The following is a 16,088-nucleotide window of genomic DNA, read 5'->3' as shown; positions in this document are numbered from 1 at the left end:
TTTGCCAACAAGCGTTGACCAACAGGTGTTGACGAGCAGGCGTCGAGATCCGGTGCGGGCATCAGGAGGCGGCCATGAACGGTACGACCGGAACCACGGAGACCACTCACCGCGCGGGCAAGGAGTCCGACCCCGTCGTGGTCGTCGGCGCTGGCCCCACCGGGCTGCTGCTCGCCGGGGACCTCGCCGCCGCCGGCATCCCCGTGACGCTCGTGGAGAAGCGCGGGCGCGGCATCAGCAACCTCTCGCGCGCCATGGTCGTGCACGCCCGCACCCTGGAGCAGCTGGATGCGCGCGGCCTCGCCGACGAGCTGGAGGCCAAGGGCGAGCCGCTCGACAGGCTCCGTCTCTTCGAGCGGCTCGCCCTCGACCTCACGGAGCTGCCCTCGCGGTTCCGGCACGTCCTCGTCCTGCCCCAGTACGAGGTCGAGCGCGTCCTCGAACGGCGCGCGGTCGAGGCCGGGGTGCGCTTCGTGTACGAGGCCGAGGTGGCCGGGCTCGTCCAGGACGACGACGGCGTCACGCTCCGGCTCCGCGGCCCCGGCGGCGAACCGGACACCCTGCGGGCCGCCTACGCCGTCGGCGCCGACGGGCTCCGCAGCGGGGTGCGCGAGGCGGTCGGCCTGCCCTTCCCCGGGCGGTCCGTCATCCGCTCGCTCGTCCTCGCCGACGTGCGGCTCGCCGAACCGCCGGAGACGCTGCTCGCCGTCAACGCCTCCGGGGACGCCTTCGCCTTCATCGCGCCCTTCGCCGACGGCTACCACCGGGTCATCGGCTGGGACCGCCGCCGCGACGTCCCCGACAGCGAGCCGCTCGACCTCGCCGAGGTCAAGGACATCGTCCGGCGGGCGCTCGGCCGGGACTTCGGCATGCATGACGCCCGCTGGATGTCCCGCTTCCACAGCGACGAGCGGCAGGCCCCCGCCTACCGGGTGGGCCGCGTCTTCCTCGCCGGGGACGCCGCGCACATCCACTCCCCGGCCGGCGGCCAGGGCATGAACACCGGATTGCAGGACGCCGCGAACCTCAGCTGGAAACTGGCCGCCGCCTACAACGGCCGTGCCCCGCAAGGCCTGTTGGACACGTACGAGGCCGAGCGGCACCCGGTGGGCAAGACGGTGCTCCACAGCAGCGGCGGGCTCGTCCGGCTCGCGATGGCCAAGCGCCCCTGGACGCGAGCGGCGCGCGCCGCGGTCGCCGCCCTCGTGAACCGCCTGCCCGCGGTGCGCGCCAAGGCGGTCGGCCAGGTCACCGGCGTCGGCATCGCCTACCCGGCGCCGAAGGGCGCCCACCGCTTCGTCGGGCGCCGCGCCCCCGACGTCGCGCTCAAGGAGGGCAGGCTCCACGAGGCGCTGCGCGCGGGCGAGTTCGTGCTGATCGCGCCGGTGGGCGAGGCGTTCGCGGCGGGCCGCGCCGTACCGGCCCACTGGTCGAGCGGGCGCCGCACGACCGTCCTGGTGCGCCCCGACGGGTATGTGGCGTGGGCGGCGGAGGACGCGGACGGCGACGCGGTGGGCGCGGCGCTGGGGGAGTGGGGCCTCGCCTGAGCCCGCGAAGGAGAGGCCCCATCGTTCACTTACCCTTAAAAGAACAAGCGGAAAGATTCGATGGACCTGACAGGTGCCGGGGTGTCACGGTGGTTCCGCGACCCACACCGCGACGCCCCCGCCCCACGGGGGTGACAAGACGCCCCCGCCCCCGGGGGAGAGAGACAAGGGATACCCCGTGGCACTCCTCGACCGGACCCCCGCTCACACCGCGCCGACCGCTCACCCGGCCGCGCGCCCCATCGGCCTCGGCCTCGCTCTCGCGGCCCTCGCCACGGTCGTCTGGTCGGGCAGCTTCGTCACCTCCCGGGCCCTGCACGACTCCGTGCCCCCCGTCCAGCACGCGTTCTGGCGATGGATCATCGCCATCGCCGCGGTCGCGCCGTTCGCGGCCCGGCAGACCTGGCGGCAGCGCCAACTGCTCCGCGCCCACCTCAAGTTCCTGCTGCTCGCCGCGCTGCTGGGCGTCACCGTCTACAACACCCTCGTCAACCAGGCCGGCATGACGACCACCGCGGGCAACATGGGCATGATCATGGCGGCGTCACCCGTCCTGATGGCCCTCTACGAACGCCTCGGCGGCACCCGGCTCGGCGCCCGCCGCGTGACCGGCATGCTCGTCGCCTGCGCCGGAGTCCTGCTCCTGGTCAGCAAGGGCTCCCTCGCCATGGACTTCGCCGTCGGCGACCTGTGGGTGATCGCGGGCGCGCTCTCCTTCGGCTCGTACAGCGCGCTGCTCAAGCGCAGGCCCGCGGAGATCGGCGGACTCCCCTTCCTCTTCTCGACGTTCGTGCTCGGCGCGCTCATGCTGCTCCCGGTCTACGTGGTCAGCTACATGGTCCAGGGCGGCTTCGAGCCCACCGCCGGCACGGTCTCGCCGCTCCTGTACGTCGGCGTGGTCTCATCGGCCGTCGCCTTCTTCGCCTGGAACAAGGCCATCTCGATCATCGGTGCCGCCCGCGCCGGCGTCGTCTACTACCTCCAGCCGGTCTGCGTCGCCCTGCTCTCCTTCGCGCTCCTCGGCGAGGCGATGGGATGGCTCCAGGTGCTGTGCATGGGTCTGATCCTGGGCGGGGTCGTGCTCGGCACGACCCGCGCCAGGTGACGGGGCACGACCGGTGGGCTCTCTCCTCCTGACCAGTCGGTACGTTGGCCTCATGAGCGAGTGGGACATCAAGAAGCTGCAGATCCTGCGCACGTTGAGCGAACGGGGCACCGTGACGGCGACGGCGCAGGCCCTGCGGATGACGCCGTCGGCCGTCTCCCAGCAGCTCTCCAACCTCGCCAAACAGCTGGGCGTGCCGCTCCTGGAGGCGCACGGGCGGCGGGTCCGCCTCACCGACGCGGCGCATCTGGTGCTCCGGCACGCCGAGGCGGTCTTCGCCCAACTGGAGCGTGCCGACGCAGAACTGACCGCGTACGCGCAGGGCGAGGCGGGGGAGGTGCGGGTCGGCGCCTTCTCGACGGCGGTGCCCGCGCTCGTCGTGCCGGCCGTCCGGGCGCTGCGGGAGGCGGCGCCCGGCATCTCCGTACGGGTGCGGGAGACCGAGGCGGCCCAGGCGTACGAACTCCTCGCGGCCGGCGAGGTGGACATCGCCCTCTCCCTGGCCGTCCAGGCGCCCGCGGCGGCCGACGCGGACACGCGCTTCACCCGCGAGTCGCTCCTCGCCGACCCGCTCGACGTGGCGCTGCCCGGGGACCATCCACTGGCGTCGGCCGAGGGGCTGCGGCTCGCCGATCTCGCCGCCGAGCCGTGGATCTTCGGCGGCAGCGGCCCCTGGTCCGAGATCACCCGGGCGGCGTGCGAGAACGCCGGCTTCGCGCCGGAGCAGGCGCATTCGGCGTCCGGCTGGACGGCGATCCTCGCGATGGTGGAGGCGGGCATGGGAGTGGCCCTGGTGCCGCGCCTCGCGGCGGCGCGGCGCGACGGGGTGGTGATGCGGGAGCTCGCGGCGGACCGGCCGCGCCGCCACGTGATCGCGGCGGTCCGGCGCGGCGCGGCCTCCGGCGCGGCGGTCTCCCGCGTCCTCGCGTCCCTGCGCGAAGCGGTGCCGAACCGGACCCGGTAGACCGGGAGTTGGGAGCGGCGGCCCGGGGGGGTGAGACAGCGCGTCCTCAGGGTGTGGCGTCGGCGTGGGTCGCGGTGAGCGCCGCCTCCGTGTCGGCCGTGGCCAGGTCCGCGTTCATCTGGGCGCCCGCCAGGGCACCGGACGCGGCGGAGGCGCCGACCTGGGCGGTGGGGTCGGTGGCGTTGCCGGCCACCCAGACGCCCGGCACGTCGGTGACGCCCGCCGTGCCCGCGACGAACCGGTTGCCCATGCCGTCGGGCAGCTCCTCCATCGGCAGCCCGAGACCATCGAGGCCGTCGTTCCGCGCCAGCATCGTCGTCAGGACCGCGAGGACGCTCCGCTCGACCAGCCGGCCGTCCGCCAGGAGCACGCCCTTGATGCCGTCCTCCCCGTCGGGGACGACGCGCTCGACGGGGGTGTCGATGACGTCGATGCCGCGGGCGGCGAACCGGGCGCGGGTCTCGTCGTCGAGCTCGGTGCCGCGGGTGAAGTAGACGAGGTCGTCCGTCAGTTGGCGGAAGAGCAGCGCATGGTGAACGGAGATCGGACCCACCGCCAGGACACCGATGGGCTCGTCGCGCACCTCCCAGCCGTGGCAGTACGGGCAGTGCACCACCCCGCGGCCCCAGTGCCCGGCGAGCCCGGGCACGTCGGGGAGTACGTCCCGCAAACCGGTGGCGACCAGCAGGCGGCGGGCCACCAGGGTGCGGCCGTCGGACAGCGTGACGGTGAAGCGCGGGTCGGCGCCGGGCGACGGATCGGCCGGAGCCGTGTGCGTCACCTCGCCGGAGACGATGAGCCCGCCGTAGCGGCGCACCTCCGCGCGACCGCGTGCGAGCAGCTCGGCGGGGGGCGTGCCGTCCAGGCCGAGCAGGCCGTGCACGCCCTCCGCGGGCGCGTTGCGCGGCGTGCCGCTGTCGATGACGACGACCGAGCGGCGGGAGCGGGCCAGCATCAGCGCGCCGTTCAGGCCCGCGGCGCCGCCGCCGATGACGACGGCGTCGACGCTTCCGCGCGGCAGCTCGTCCCCCGCGGGTCCGTCGCCGGTGTGGTCGTCCTGGGTGGGGGCGGTGGTGGGAGGCATGGGAGGCACTCTTCCTCGTCGGTGGCGGGGTCTGCACCGACCGTATGCCCACCTTGCGACGCGGGCATACGATGTTGCTCATGACGCAAGAAGACAGGGATCTGGACAGCCTGGTACGCAAACGGATCCGCGCCCTGCGGGTGGCGCAGGGCTGGTCGCTGGAGGAGCTGGCCGGCCGCGCCAAGGTCAGCCAGTCCACGCTCAGCCGCATCGAGAACGGCCGGCGCAGGCTCGCCCTCGACCAGCTGGTCACCCTCGCCCGCGCCCTGGACACCACGCTCGACCAGCTGGTCGAGACGGCCGCGGACGACGTCGTCTCCAGCCCCGTCATCGAGGCGGCCCACGCCCGGATGCGCTGGTCCGTCCGGGCCGACCCCGGGGTGAGCGTCATGCGGCAGCGCGTCACCGAGCCACCGCCGGAGAACCCCGCGCGGATGCGGGCCCACCCGGGCCGGGAGTGGTTCGTGGTCCTCTCCGGCACCGCGACCCTGCTCCTGGGCAACCGCCGCTTCCGCGTCGAGACCAATCAGGCCGCGGAGTTCCCCACGATGCTGCCGCACGCCATCGGCGCCGAGGGCGGACCGTGCGAACTCCTCGGCATCTTCGACCGCGACGCCCGGCGCGGCCACCAGCGCGCCGAGGACGGCCCCAGGGAGTAGGTCCCGCGGGTGCGGCTTGCGTCTCCGGCAGCACGGCGAACCATTGTCTTGCGCGTTCCGGAACGCGACGCGGCGGTGGCCCCCCGTCCGCTTACCGTCGGACGCATGACCCACGCCACCCCGCCCCAGCACCACGACCACCACGGCCATCCGGACCACGGCCACCGGCACGAGCGCGCCGACGACCAGGCGGAGATCCTCGACCTGGACGCGGAAGTCCTCGCCGACCAGCTCGCGTCCATCGTCCGGTGGCTGCCCGTCGCGGACGGTCCGCGGCACGTCGTCGACCTCGGATGCGGGACCGGGGCGGGCACCCTCGCCCTCCTGGACCGCTTCCCCGACACGTACGTCACCGCCATCGACGCCTCGGAGCCGCACCTCGACCGCCTGCGGGAGAAGGCCGCCGAGCGGGGCGTGGCCGACCGCGTGCTGACCGTCCGGGCCGACCTGGACGCCGAGTGGCCCCGGTTCGGCACGGTCCGGCCGGGGGCCGGCGCGCCCGACCTCGTCTGGGCGTCGGCGTCGCTGCACCACATGGCCGACCCCGCGCGCACCCTGCGCCAGGTCCACGAAACCCTGGCGCCCGGCGGGCTGTTCGCCGTCGTCGAGCTCGCGGGCTTCCCGCGGTTCCTGCCCGCTGACGCCCCGGCGGAGGCCCCCGGGCTCGAAGAGCGCTGCCACGCCGCGAGCGAGCGCCACCACGCCGACCACGTGCCGCACCGCGGCGCCGACTGGGGCCCCCGGCTCACCGCCGCCGGATTCACCGTCGAGGACGGCCGCACGGTCACCGTCGACATCGACGGCTCACGCTCCCCTGCGGTGGGCCGCTACGCCCTGGAGAGCCTGCGGCGGCTGCGCGGCACGGTCGCCGACACCCTCTCGCCGGGCGACCTCGCCGCGCTCGACCGGCTGCTCGACACCGGGAGCCCGCACGGCGTCCTGCGCCGCGACGACCTCGTGGTCCGCACCGAACGCACGGTCTGGGCGGCCCGCCGCTGACCGACGCGGCGGGCCGGGTCCTCGCGCACCACGGCGCCCCCGGGCGGGGGGACGGGAAGACTTCCCCCCGCCCGGCCGAGGGCTACGCGTCCGCGGCCTGCGCCCGCAGCGCCCGCTCCACGCCCGCGCGGGACTCCGTGATCAGGCGGCGCAGCGCCGCCGACGGCTCGGCCGACGCCAGCCAGGCGTCGGTGGCGTCCAGCGTGGTCCGGGAGATCTGGAGCGAGGGGTAGAGGCCCGTGGCGATCTGCTGGGCCATCTCGTGGGAGCGGGAGTCCCAGGCGTCCTTGACCGCCGCGAAGAACTTCTCCGCGTACGGCGCGAGGAGCTCGCGCTGGTCGGTCTGGACGAAGCCGTCGATCACCGCCTCCTGGATCGCGTTCGGCAGGGTGTCGGACTCGACGACCGACGCCCAGGCCGCGGCCTTCGCCTCCGCGGTCGGCAGCGCGGCCCGCGCGGACGCCGCGTGCCGCTCGCCCGCCGCCGTCCTGTCCCGCTCCAGCTCCGCCGCGATGCCCGCCTCGCCGAGGCGGCCCGTCGCCGCGAGCCGCGCCACGAACGCCCAGCGCAGCTCGGTGTCGACCGCGAGACCCTCCACCGACTCCGAGCCGTCGAGCAGCCGCTCCAGGAGCGAGAGGTCGGCGTCCGTGCGGGCCGTCGCGGCGAAGGCGCGGGCCCAGGCCAGCTGGTGGTCGCTGCCGGGCTCGGCCGCCCGCAGGTGCTCCAGGGTCGCCTCGGTCCAGCGGGTCAGCGCCGCCTCGCGGCCCGCCGGCGCCGCGTACAGGTCGAGCGACAGCTTCACCTGGCGGTGCAGCGACTGCACGACGCCGATGTCCGACTCCTTGCCGATGCCGGAGAGGACGAGGTTCAGGTACTCCCGCGTCGGCAGCTCAGCGTCACGCGTCATGTCCCACGCCGACGCCCAGCACAGGGCGCGCGGCAGCGACGCGTCGAAGTCGCCGATGTGGTCCGTGACGAAGGCCAGCGACTCGGTGTCCAGGCGGACCTTCGCGTACGAGAGGTCGTCGTCGTTGAGGAGGATCACCGCAGGGCGGCGCTTGCCCACCAGGGCGTCCACGGCGGTCAGTTCACCGTCGACGTCCAGTTCCACGCGGTCCGTGCGCAGCAGCTTGCCGGAGGCCTCGTCCAGGTCGTACAGGCCGATCGCGATGCGGTGCGGGCGCAGCGTGGACTCGCCCTTCGCGCCCTCGGGGAGCGCGGGGGCCTCCTGCTTGACCGCGAAGGACGTGATGACGCCCTGCGTGTCGACGTCCACGACCGGCCGCAGCACGTTGATGCCGGCCGTCTCCAGCCACTTCTTCGACCAGGTCTTCAGGTCGCGGCCGCTGGTCTCCTCCAGGGCGCCGAGGAGGTCGGACAGGCGCGTGTTGCCGAACGCGTGACGCTTGAAGTACGCCTGGACGCCCTGGAAGAACTCGTCCTCACCGACGTACGCGACGAGCTGCTTGAGCACCGAGGCGCCCTTGGCGTACGTGATGCCGTCGAAGTTGACCAGGACGTCGTCCAGGTCACGGATGTCGGCCATGATCGGGTGCGTGGAGGGCAGCTGGTCCTGGCGGTACGCCCACGTCTTCATGGAGTTGGCGAACGTCGTCCAGGAGTGCGGCCACTTCGAGCCCGGCGCGTACGCCTGGCAGGCGGCCTCGGCGTAGGTGGCGAACGACTCGTTCAGCCACAGGTCGTTCCACCACTCCATGGTGACGAGGTCGCCGAACCACATGTGGGCCAGCTCGTGCAGGATCGTGGCGGCGCGCACCTCGTAGGCGGCGTCGGTCACCTTCGAGCGGAACACGTACTGGTCGCGGATGGTCACCGCGCCCGCGTTCTCCATCGCGCCCGCGTTGAACTCCGGCACGAAGAGCTGGTCGTACTTGGCGAAGGGGTACTTGTAGTCGAACTTCTCCTGGAACCAGTCGAAGCCCTGCCGGGTGACCTCGAAGATCGCGTCCGAGTCGAGGTACTCGGCGAGCGAGGGGCGGCAGTAGATGCCGAGCGGCACCGACTGGCCGTCCGGGCCCTCGTACGACGAGTGCACCGAGTGGTACGGGCCCACGATCAGCGCCGTGACATACGTCGACATGCGCGGCGTCGGCTCGAAGGACCAGACGTCGTCCTTCGGCTCGGGCGTCGGGGAGTTCGAGATGACGCTCCAGCCGCTCGGCGCCTTCACCGTGAACGTGAACGTCGCCTTCAGGTCCGGCTGTTCGAACGAGGCGAAGACGCGGCGGGCGTCCGGCACCTCGAACTGCGTGTAGAGGTACGCCTGCTGGTCGACCGGGTCGACGAAGCGGTGCAGGCCCTCACCGGTGTTGGTGTACTCGCAGTCGGCGACGACCCGCAGCTCGTTCCGGCCGGCGACGAGGTGCTTGAGCGCGATCCGCGAGTCACGGAAGACCGAGGCCACGTCCAGCGCGTGGCCGTTCAGGACGGCCTCGTGGACCGCGGGGGCCACCAGGTCGATGAAGGTCTCGGCGCCCGCCTCCGCGCAGTCGAAGCGCACCGTGGTCACGGACCGGTAGGTGCCGCCCTCCTGCGCGCCGGAGAGGTCGAGCTCGACCTCGTACGAGTCAACGGTGAGCAGCTTCGCCCGCTGCTGCGCCTCTTCGCGGGTCAGATTGGTGCCGGGCACGCGGTCATCTCCTCGGGTACGACGTGTGTCTTCGTGGGTACGACGTCTTGATCTTCGGGGGGTGTGACTTGTGGTGTTTCCGGCCATCCTTCCATGCGCACCCCGTTGGCCGCCCGGGCCATTGTCCTCAGGCTGCCGTGCGGTTACGCTCCGCGCGTTCGCACCCGTCCGTACCGGCCGCAGACCACGGTCCCGGGGGCGGTCAGGAACCACAGGGGGATGCCGGATGGCGGAGACCGAGAGACCGGAGACCGAGGGACCCACGACCGGGGGACCGGCCGCCGCCCGGCCGCCCGCGCGACGGCCATGACCGACGTACTGGTGGCCGGCGCGGGCATCGGCGGGCTCACCGCCGCGCTCAGCCTGCACGCCGCCGGCATCGACGTCCGCGTGGTGGACGCCACCGACCAGCTGCGCCCCGTCGGCGTCGGCATCAACCTCCTGCCGCACGCCGTACGGGAGTTGACCGAGCTGGGCCTCGGCGACGAACTAGCCGCGACCGCCGTCGCCCCCGACGCGATGGTCCACTTCGACCGGCACGGCAACCGCATCTGGGCCGAGCCGCGCGGCCTCGCCCTCGGCTACCACTGGCCGCAGTACTCCCTGCACCGCGGCGCCCTCCAGCTGCTCCTTCTCGACGCCGTCCGTGACCGGCTCGGCGACCACGCGGTCCGCACCGGCACCGCCTTCGTGCGCCTCGCCGAGCGCGAGGGTGGCGCCCTGCGGGTGATCCTGCGGGACATGGCGCGCGCCCGCGAGTACGCCGTACGGGTGCGGGCCCTGGTCGGGGCGGACGGGCTGCACTCGGCGGTGCGGGCCATGCTGCACCCGGGCGAGGGGCCGCCGCTGTGGAACGGCGTACGGATGTGGCGCGGCACCGTCGAATGGCACCCGGTGCTCGGCGGGCGCACCGTCGCGGTGGCGGGCAGCAACGCCACCGCGAAACTCGTCGTCTACCCGATCTCCCGGCGGGCCGACGAGCGGGGCAGGGCGCTGCTCAACTGGGCGGCGGAGGTGCGGTTCCCGCCGGCGCACCACCACGGGGTGGCGGGGCCCGCCGACTGGAACCGCTCCGGGCGGCTCTCCGACGTCCTGCCGCACTTCGCGGGCTGGCGCATCGGCGACCTCGACGTGCCGGCGATGCTCGCCGCGACCCGGCACATCCTGGAGTACCCGATGGTGGACCGGGACCCGCTCGCCCGGTGGGGCCGCGGCCCGGTCACCCTGCTCGGCGACGCGGCCCACCCGATGTACCCGGTGGGGTCGAACGGCGGCTCCCAGGCGATCCTCGACGCCCGCGTCCTCGCGCGCTGCCTCGCCCACACCGCGCCGGACCGGGAGGCGGGACTTCGGGCTTATGAGGAGGTGCGCCGCGAGCCGGCCAACGCGCTCGTCCTCGCCAACCGCGACATGCCGGCGGACCGCATCCTCCACACGGTCGCCCTGCGCGCCCCCGACGGCTTCGACCGGATCGAGGACGTCCTGACGCCGGACGAACTGGCCGAGATCGACGCGGCGTACCGCAGGACGACCGGCGTGGACGTGGCGGAGCTGAACGGGCGGGGGTCCTGGGGGGTGGGGTGAGGGCCGACTCCCCGTCCGAAAACCGCCAGCCCGTGGCTCTCGCGCGCGCGAGGCTCGGACCATGACCACACACGCCCGGGCGCACACGCCCACCACGTACACGCCCCTGCCCATCCCCCCGGAGACCTTGCGGCAGCTGCGGGAGATCGATGACGCGGGACGGCCCTGCGTGCCGTACGTCGACGACGAGGGCGGCGACCCGCTCCGCTGCTGTCTGCGGCCCGTCGCCCCCGGCGATCGCGTCGCCCTCGTCTCGTACGCGCCGCTGCGCCGCTGGGCCGCCGAGACCGGCGCCGCCCCCGGCGCCTACGACGAGCAGGGGCCCGTCTTCATCCACGCCGACCCCTGCGAAGGGCCGGCGCGGGAGCCGGAGGGCTACCCGTTCTCGCGGGCCGGGGCGCTGCGCACGCTGCGCCGCTACGACGCGCGGGGGCACATCGTCGGGGGCCGCCTGCTGGAGATCCCCGAGGACGCGGAGCGCGGCTTCGACGCCGCGTTCGCCGAGGCCTTCGCCGACCCGCGGGTCGCCCTCGTGCACGTCCGCGCCGTGGAGTACGGCTGCTTCCACTACGAGGTGCGCAGGCCGGGCAGAGCGGGCTAGCCTTCCGCCGCGGCCGGCTCCACGGCCCGCGCGAACTCCCGTACCCGCGCCGTCTCCCCGTCCCGGCGCCACACCATCCCGAGCACCGAGTCGGGCACCCCATCGACCGGTACGAAGGCCACGTCCCCGCGGCCCTGGTACTCCGCCGTCGGGCGGCACAGCAGCATCGCCCCGCGGTCCGCCGCGACCAGCGACAGGCCTTCCTGGAGGGTGCGGACCGCCGGGGCGGGGACGGTCGACGGGGCGTGCGCCGCGCGCCAGTAGCCGGGCGCCGGGCCGGCCGCCGCGATCAGCGGCGTCCCGGCCAGCTCCGCCGCCGTGAGCGAGGCCCGGCCCGCGAAGGGGTGCCGCACCGACACGGCGACGGTCTGCGGCTCGCCGCGGAAGACGGGACCGAGCACCAGGTCCGGCTCGTCGACGGGGAGCAGCACGATCGCGGTGTCCACGCCGCCGTCGCGGACCGCGCCGAACGGGTCGGACAAGGGCAGCTCCAGGATCTCCGTGGCGCAGGCCGGATGCCGCTCCTGGAAGGTCTCGACGGCACCCAGCAGCCGGGCGTCGGCGGTGCCCTGGAAACCGATCCGCAGCGTGTCACCGACCCCGCGTGTCGCCGCCTTCGCCCGCTCCACCACGGCCGCCAACTCCCGGTACGACGGCCGCAGTTCGGCGAGAAATCGCTCCCCGAGTGTGGTCAGGGCCACCCGGCGGCTCGTACGCTCCACCAGACGCGCGCCGATCCGCCGCTCCAGGGCGGCGAGCAACTGGCTGACGCGGCTCTGCGAGACGTACAGCCGTTCGCCGGTCCGCCCGAAGTGCAGCTCGTCGGCGAGCACCAGGAAGCACTCCAGCTCCCGGATCTCCACTCCGTTCCCCGGCCCCTTCCCCGCTCCCTCGCCCCCACCGAACCCCACTCCGACCCCCGGCCCGAACCCCGGTCCGCCCATGGCGCGCCGTCTCTCCTCCCCGCGTTCCCGCCCGTGCGCCGAACGCCCGGCGATCGCTCGTCGATCGATGAATCCGGCTCATACAAGGATGAGATCTTCGGCGTTGTTCCCGTGCGGACGCCCCCACAGGGTGGATGCCATGTCACAGCGCACTCGTATCCCCGCACGACCCGGTGCGACACCACGCCCGCCGCGGTCCCCCGCCGTCCTCGTGGTCGCCGCCGCCACCTTCTCCGTCGTCACCACGGAGATGCTCCCCGTCGGACTCCTCACCTCCATCGGCGCCGGCCTGGGCGTCTCGGACGGCACCGCGGGACTCGCCGTCACCCTGCCCGGCGTCGTCGCCGCCCTCGCCGCCCCGCTGCTGCCCGTCGCGGTGCGCCGCGCCGACCGGCGCACCGTCCTCGCCCTGCTGATGGCGCTGCTCGCCGCCGCCAACGTGGTCTCCGCGCTCGCCCCCGGCTTCGGCGTCCTGCTCGCCGCGCGGCTCCTGGTCGGCGTGTGCATCGGCGGCGTCTGGGCCATCGCGGCCGGCCTCGGCGTGCGGCTGGTCCGCGAGGACGGCGCGGGACGGGCCACCGCCGTGATCTTCAGCGGCATCGCGGTGGCGTCCGTCCTCGGCGTGCCCGCAGGTACCCTCCTTGGCGAACTGGCGGGCTGGCGCTGGGGGTTCGCGGCCCTCGCCGCCCTCTCCCTCGCCGTCGCCGCCCTGCTCGCCACGGCCCTGCCCCCGCTGCCCGCCGGGGAGGGGATGGGGTTCGGCGCCTTCCCCGCCCTGCTGCGCATCGGCCGCCTGCGGGCCGCCCTCCTCACCGTCACCCTCCTGGTCACCGGCCACTTCGCCGCGTACACCTACATACGTCCCGTCCTCGAGCGGGTGCCCGGCATCGGCGCGGGCCTGATCAGCGTGCTGCTCCTGGCCTACGGCACGGCGGGGATCGCGGGCAACTTCGCGGGCGGCGCCGTCGCGGCCCGCGATCCGCGCAGGGCGCTGCTCGTCATCTGCGCGGGGCTCGCCGCCGTCGTGCCGCTCATGGTGCCCGCGGGCGGCTCGCTCGCCGCGTCGGTGGCACTGCTCGTGGCGTGGGGCCTGGCGTACGGCGGGGTGTCGGTCTCCGCGCAGAACTGGGTGATGGCCGCGGCCCCGCACGCCCGCGAGGCGGCCTCCGCGCTCTTCGCGGGCGTCTTCAACACGGCGATCGCCCTCGGCGCCTTCGCCGGCGGCCGGGTCGCGGACGGCCACGGGGCCGGTGCCGCGCTCTGGCTGGGCGGCGCCTTCGCCGGACTCGCGCTGGTGGCGGTGGCGTGCGCGGGGCCGCGGCGCGGTCGGGCCGCGGGCACGCGGAAGGGGCGGCCACCGGTCGACGGTGACCGCCCCTCATCGGCGTACGGCGGCTGCCCGGACCCCGAGCGGCCCCCGGTCAGCCGGTGATCAGCCGGTGATCAGCCCTTGAGCTCCGCGGCGACCAGCTCCGCGATCTGGACGGCGTTCAGCGCGGCGCCCTTGCGGAGGTTGTCGTCGGAGATGAAGAACGCCAGGCCATTCTCGACTGTCTCGTCCTTGCGGATGCGGCCCACGAACGCGTCGTCCTTGCCCGCGGCGACCAGCGGCGTGGGCACCTCCGTGACGACGACGCCCTCGGCCTTCTCCAGGATCTCGGTGGCCCGCTCGGGGCTCAGCGGCCGCGCGAAGCGGGCGTTGACCTGGAGGGAGTGGCCGGTGAAGACGGGGACGCGCACACAGGTGCCGGAGACCTTGAGCTCCGGGATCTCCAGGATCTTGCGGGACTCGTGGCGGAGCTTCTGCTCCTCGTCGGTCTCGTTCAGGCCGTCGTCGACGACGGAGCCCGCCATCGGCAGGACGTTGTACGCGATCGGCGCGACGTACTTGTCCGGCTGGGGGAAGTCGACCGACGAACCGTCGTGGGTGAGCTTGGGTGCGTCCTCGCCGACCTTCTTGACCTGCTCGAAGAGCTCGTCCACGCCGGCCAGGCCGGAGCCCGACACCGCCTGGTAGGTGGCGACGACCAGCGCTTCGAGGCCCGCCTCGGCGTGCAGCGGCTTCAGGACCGGCATCGCGGCCATCGTCGTGCAGTTCGGGTTGGCGATGATGCCCTTGGGGCGGTCCTTGACCGCGTGCGGGTTCACCTCGGAGACCACGAGGGGGACCTCGGGGTGGCGGCGCCAGGCCGAGGAGTTGTCGATCACGACGGCGCCCTGCGAGGCGACCTTCTCGGCGAGGGCCTTGGAGGTGGCCCCGCCGGCCGAGAACAGCACGATGTCCAGGCCCGTGTAGTCGGCCGTGGAGGCGTCCTCGACGGTCACGCCGTCGATCACCGTGCCGGCGCTGCGGGCCGAGGCGAACAGGCGCAGCTCCTGGGCCGGGAACTTCCGCTCGGCGAGGATCTTGCGCATGACCGTGCCGACCTGACCGGTGGCTCCGACGATTCCGACCTTCACAGGGACTTCCTCCGTATGTGCGTGCGGCCTCGTGACCTCGGCCGGTCTGTGCGGGGTGGCTCCATGATGCGTCTCTCCAGTGCCGCGTTGTCCAATCCATTGTCCGAGGTGCGGGACGCCACATTCGGCGGGACCCGGACCGAACGTTTCCGGCGCCCCGCGCGTCATAGGGGAAACGCGGGGGAGGGGAGGGGCACATTGCTGCGCGGAAAGGGGCGCCGTGCGTCGCGGGCGCAGGGCGCGGACCCGCTCGGTCCGGCGCAGGAGGACCGGGTGCGGGCCGTGCTCGCGCTGGGCGGGGTGCCGCACGCCGATCTGCCGGACGGGGTGCAGCAGGTCAGGCTGAAGCTCCTGGAGCGGGCCGCGGACGGGCGTGCGGCGCCGCGCGACGTCTCGGCGTGGGCGGCCGTCGTCGCCTCCAACCTGGCCATGGACTGGCACCGGGCCCGGCGCAGGCAGGAGCGGCTCGGCGAGCGGCTCGCGGTGCTCTGGCGGGAGGCGACCGACGAGGACGGCGCGGAGACGCGGGCCACCTCGCTGGCCGTCGCGCAGGGCCTCGGCGAGCTGCCCGACACGCAGCGGCAGGTGGTGGTCCTGCGCTTCTACGCCGACCTGCCGGTCCGGGCGATCGCCGATGAGCTGGGCATCCCGGAGGGCACGGTCAAGAGCAGACTGCACACGGCGGTACGGCACCTGCGGGCGCGGCTGCACGAAGGGGAGGTGGTGTGACCGTGCCGGAGGAGGAGAAGGACCTCGGCCTCGATCCCGACGACGCGCTGATGCTCGCGATCACCGGCGAGTCCGTGCCGGACGGGGCGCTGGGCGACCCGGAGTTCGCCGCCGCCCACGCGGCGGCCGTGGCCGACGTCGCGCTGCTGCGCGAGCGGCTCGGCGCGGTCGGCAGCGCCCTGGCGGCGCCCCCCGCGCCGCGCGTGCGCGCCGTCCCGGCGGGCCCCTCGCGTACGGCGTCCCGGCGCGGCCTCACCGTCGCCCTCGGCGCCGTGGCGGCGACCGTGGCCGCGGCGATGGTCGGCGGACTCGCCTGGCTCGCCGTCGACGCGGTGCAGGGGGCGGCGGACGAGAGCGGGGGCCAGGGCATGTCCGCCGGCGGGAAGCGGCGCGGCCACGCCCCGGCCGACGCGGACCTCTCCCCGGAGGGCTTCGTCGCCTGCTCGCGGCTGATCGTGGAGGGCACGGTCACCGCGGTCGAGCCGGTCCCCGGCGGGCTCCAGGACCGCGTCACGCTCGACGTGAGCCGGTATCTGAAGCCGGCGTCCGGGCGGGACACGGTGCGGTTCCCCATGGACCGTGACGTGGACCCGCGCCTGAAGGAGGGCGACCGGGTCCTGGTCACCGTTCCGCGGGGTTCGGCCGAGCCGGACGCGTGGAGCACGGGCCGGGACCGCGAGCGCCTGCGCACGATGATCCTCAAGGCGCTGCCGGGCTCGAAGAAGATCCGGTGCGACGGGGGCGGGGGCCCCGCGGACTGAG

General features: G+C 74.2%; 14 protein-coding genes. 10 read left to right on the top strand and 4 right to left on the bottom strand.

Translation table 11 applies throughout. From position 1 onward, the window contains the following. Nucleotides 1-74 precede the first annotated feature (74 nt). The 3 genes from ACZ7DY_RS12750 to ACZ7DY_RS12740 all read left to right on the top strand — a co-directional run bounded on the left by ACZ7DY_RS12750 (nucleotide 75) and on the right by ACZ7DY_RS12740 (nucleotide 3,616). Nucleotides 75-1,547 (top strand): FAD-dependent monooxygenase, encoded by a 1,473-nt coding sequence (locus tag ACZ7DY_RS12750; RefSeq protein WP_471133679.1) that lies wholly within the window; start codon nucleotides 75-77, stop codon nucleotides 1,545-1,547. Between the two features lie 178 nt (nucleotides 1,548-1,725). Continuing rightward, entirely contained in the window at nucleotides 1,726-2,652 is a 927-nt protein-coding gene (locus ACZ7DY_RS12745; protein ID WP_471133676.1) for a DMT family transporter, read from the top strand. Nucleotides 2,653-2,704: 52 nt separating this feature from the next. Beyond that, nucleotides 2,705-3,616: a LysR family transcriptional regulator gene (locus ACZ7DY_RS12740; RefSeq protein ID WP_471133673.1), complete on the top strand. Its 912-nt coding sequence runs from the start codon at nucleotides 2,705-2,707 to the stop codon at nucleotides 3,614-3,616. A gap of 46 nt (nucleotides 3,617-3,662) precedes the next feature. On the opposite strand, the gene ACZ7DY_RS12735 is transcribed toward ACZ7DY_RS12740, so the two are convergent. Then, nucleotides 3,663-4,700 (bottom strand): NAD(P)/FAD-dependent oxidoreductase, encoded by a 1,038-nt coding sequence (locus tag ACZ7DY_RS12735; RefSeq protein ID WP_471133670.1) that lies wholly within the window; start codon nucleotides 4,698-4,700, stop codon nucleotides 3,663-3,665. A gap of 71 nt (nucleotides 4,701-4,771) precedes the next feature. Here ACZ7DY_RS12735 and ACZ7DY_RS12730 point away from each other — a divergent pair, with 71 nt between their 5' ends. Continuing rightward, entirely contained in the window at nucleotides 4,772-5,359 is a 588-nt protein-coding gene (locus ACZ7DY_RS12730; RefSeq protein ID WP_471133667.1) for a helix-turn-helix domain-containing protein, read from the top strand. 105 nt (nucleotides 5,360-5,464) lie between these two features. Beyond that, complete coding sequence (locus tag ACZ7DY_RS12725) at nucleotides 5,465-6,358, top strand: class I SAM-dependent methyltransferase (RefSeq protein ID WP_471133664.1); 894 nt, start codon at nucleotides 5,465-5,467, stop codon at nucleotides 6,356-6,358. A gap of 82 nt (nucleotides 6,359-6,440) precedes the next feature. Here ACZ7DY_RS12725 and pepN read toward each other — a convergent pair whose 3' ends face one another. Beyond that, nucleotides 6,441-9,008, bottom strand: a complete 2,568-nt coding sequence (pepN, locus tag ACZ7DY_RS12720; protein ID WP_471133661.1) for an aminopeptidase N — start codon at nucleotides 9,006-9,008, stop codon at nucleotides 6,441-6,443. A gap of 306 nt (nucleotides 9,009-9,314) precedes the next feature. On the opposite strand from pepN, the gene ACZ7DY_RS12715 reads away from it, so the two are divergent. Then, on the top strand, nucleotides 9,315-10,592 hold the full coding sequence (locus ACZ7DY_RS12715) for a flavin-dependent oxidoreductase (protein ID WP_471133658.1): 1,278 nt from the start codon (nucleotides 9,315-9,317) through the stop codon (nucleotides 10,590-10,592). Between the two features lie 61 nt (nucleotides 10,593-10,653). After that, nucleotides 10,654-11,193, top strand: coding sequence for a DUF1203 domain-containing protein (locus ACZ7DY_RS12710; protein ID WP_471133655.1), 540 nt, complete (start codon nucleotides 10,654-10,656; stop codon nucleotides 11,191-11,193). On the opposite strand, the gene ACZ7DY_RS12705 is transcribed toward ACZ7DY_RS12710, so the two are convergent. Next, complete coding sequence (locus tag ACZ7DY_RS12705; RefSeq protein ID WP_471133652.1) at nucleotides 11,190-12,056, bottom strand: LysR family transcriptional regulator; 867 nt, start codon at nucleotides 12,054-12,056, stop codon at nucleotides 11,190-11,192. The genes ACZ7DY_RS12710 and ACZ7DY_RS12705 overlap by 4 nt on opposite strands. Nucleotides 12,057-12,276: 220 nt before the next feature. Here ACZ7DY_RS12705 and ACZ7DY_RS12700 point away from each other — a divergent pair, with 220 nt between their 5' ends. Further along, complete coding sequence (locus tag ACZ7DY_RS12700; protein ID WP_471133649.1) at nucleotides 12,277-13,569, top strand: MFS transporter; 1,293 nt, start codon at nucleotides 12,277-12,279, stop codon at nucleotides 13,567-13,569. Nucleotides 13,570-13,580: 11 nt separating this feature from the next. On the opposite strand, the gene ACZ7DY_RS12695 is transcribed toward ACZ7DY_RS12700, so the two are convergent. Continuing rightward, nucleotides 13,581-14,597, bottom strand: coding sequence for an aspartate-semialdehyde dehydrogenase (locus tag ACZ7DY_RS12695; protein WP_471133646.1), 1,017 nt, complete (start codon nucleotides 14,595-14,597; stop codon nucleotides 13,581-13,583). 198 nt (nucleotides 14,598-14,795) lie between these two features. Here ACZ7DY_RS12695 and ACZ7DY_RS12690 point away from each other — a divergent pair, with 198 nt between their 5' ends. Together ACZ7DY_RS12690 and ACZ7DY_RS12685 are read left to right on the top strand one after the other, a co-directional pair. Then, nucleotides 14,796-15,326, top strand: a complete 531-nt coding sequence (locus ACZ7DY_RS12690; RefSeq protein ID WP_471133643.1) for a sigma-70 family RNA polymerase sigma factor — start codon at nucleotides 14,796-14,798, stop codon at nucleotides 15,324-15,326. Then, on the top strand, nucleotides 15,323-16,087 hold the full coding sequence (locus ACZ7DY_RS12685) for a hypothetical protein (RefSeq protein WP_471133640.1): 765 nt from the start codon (nucleotides 15,323-15,325) through the stop codon (nucleotides 16,085-16,087). The genes ACZ7DY_RS12690 and ACZ7DY_RS12685 overlap by 4 nt, the downstream gene beginning before the upstream one ends. The last annotated feature ends 1 nt before the right edge of the window (nucleotide 16,088 follow it).

The sequence above is a fragment of the Streptomyces sp. NPDC037013 genome, assembly GCF_055607265.1.
Note: the sequence above shows the minus strand (reverse complement) of the source record. Positions and strands in the feature narration are given on the sequence as shown.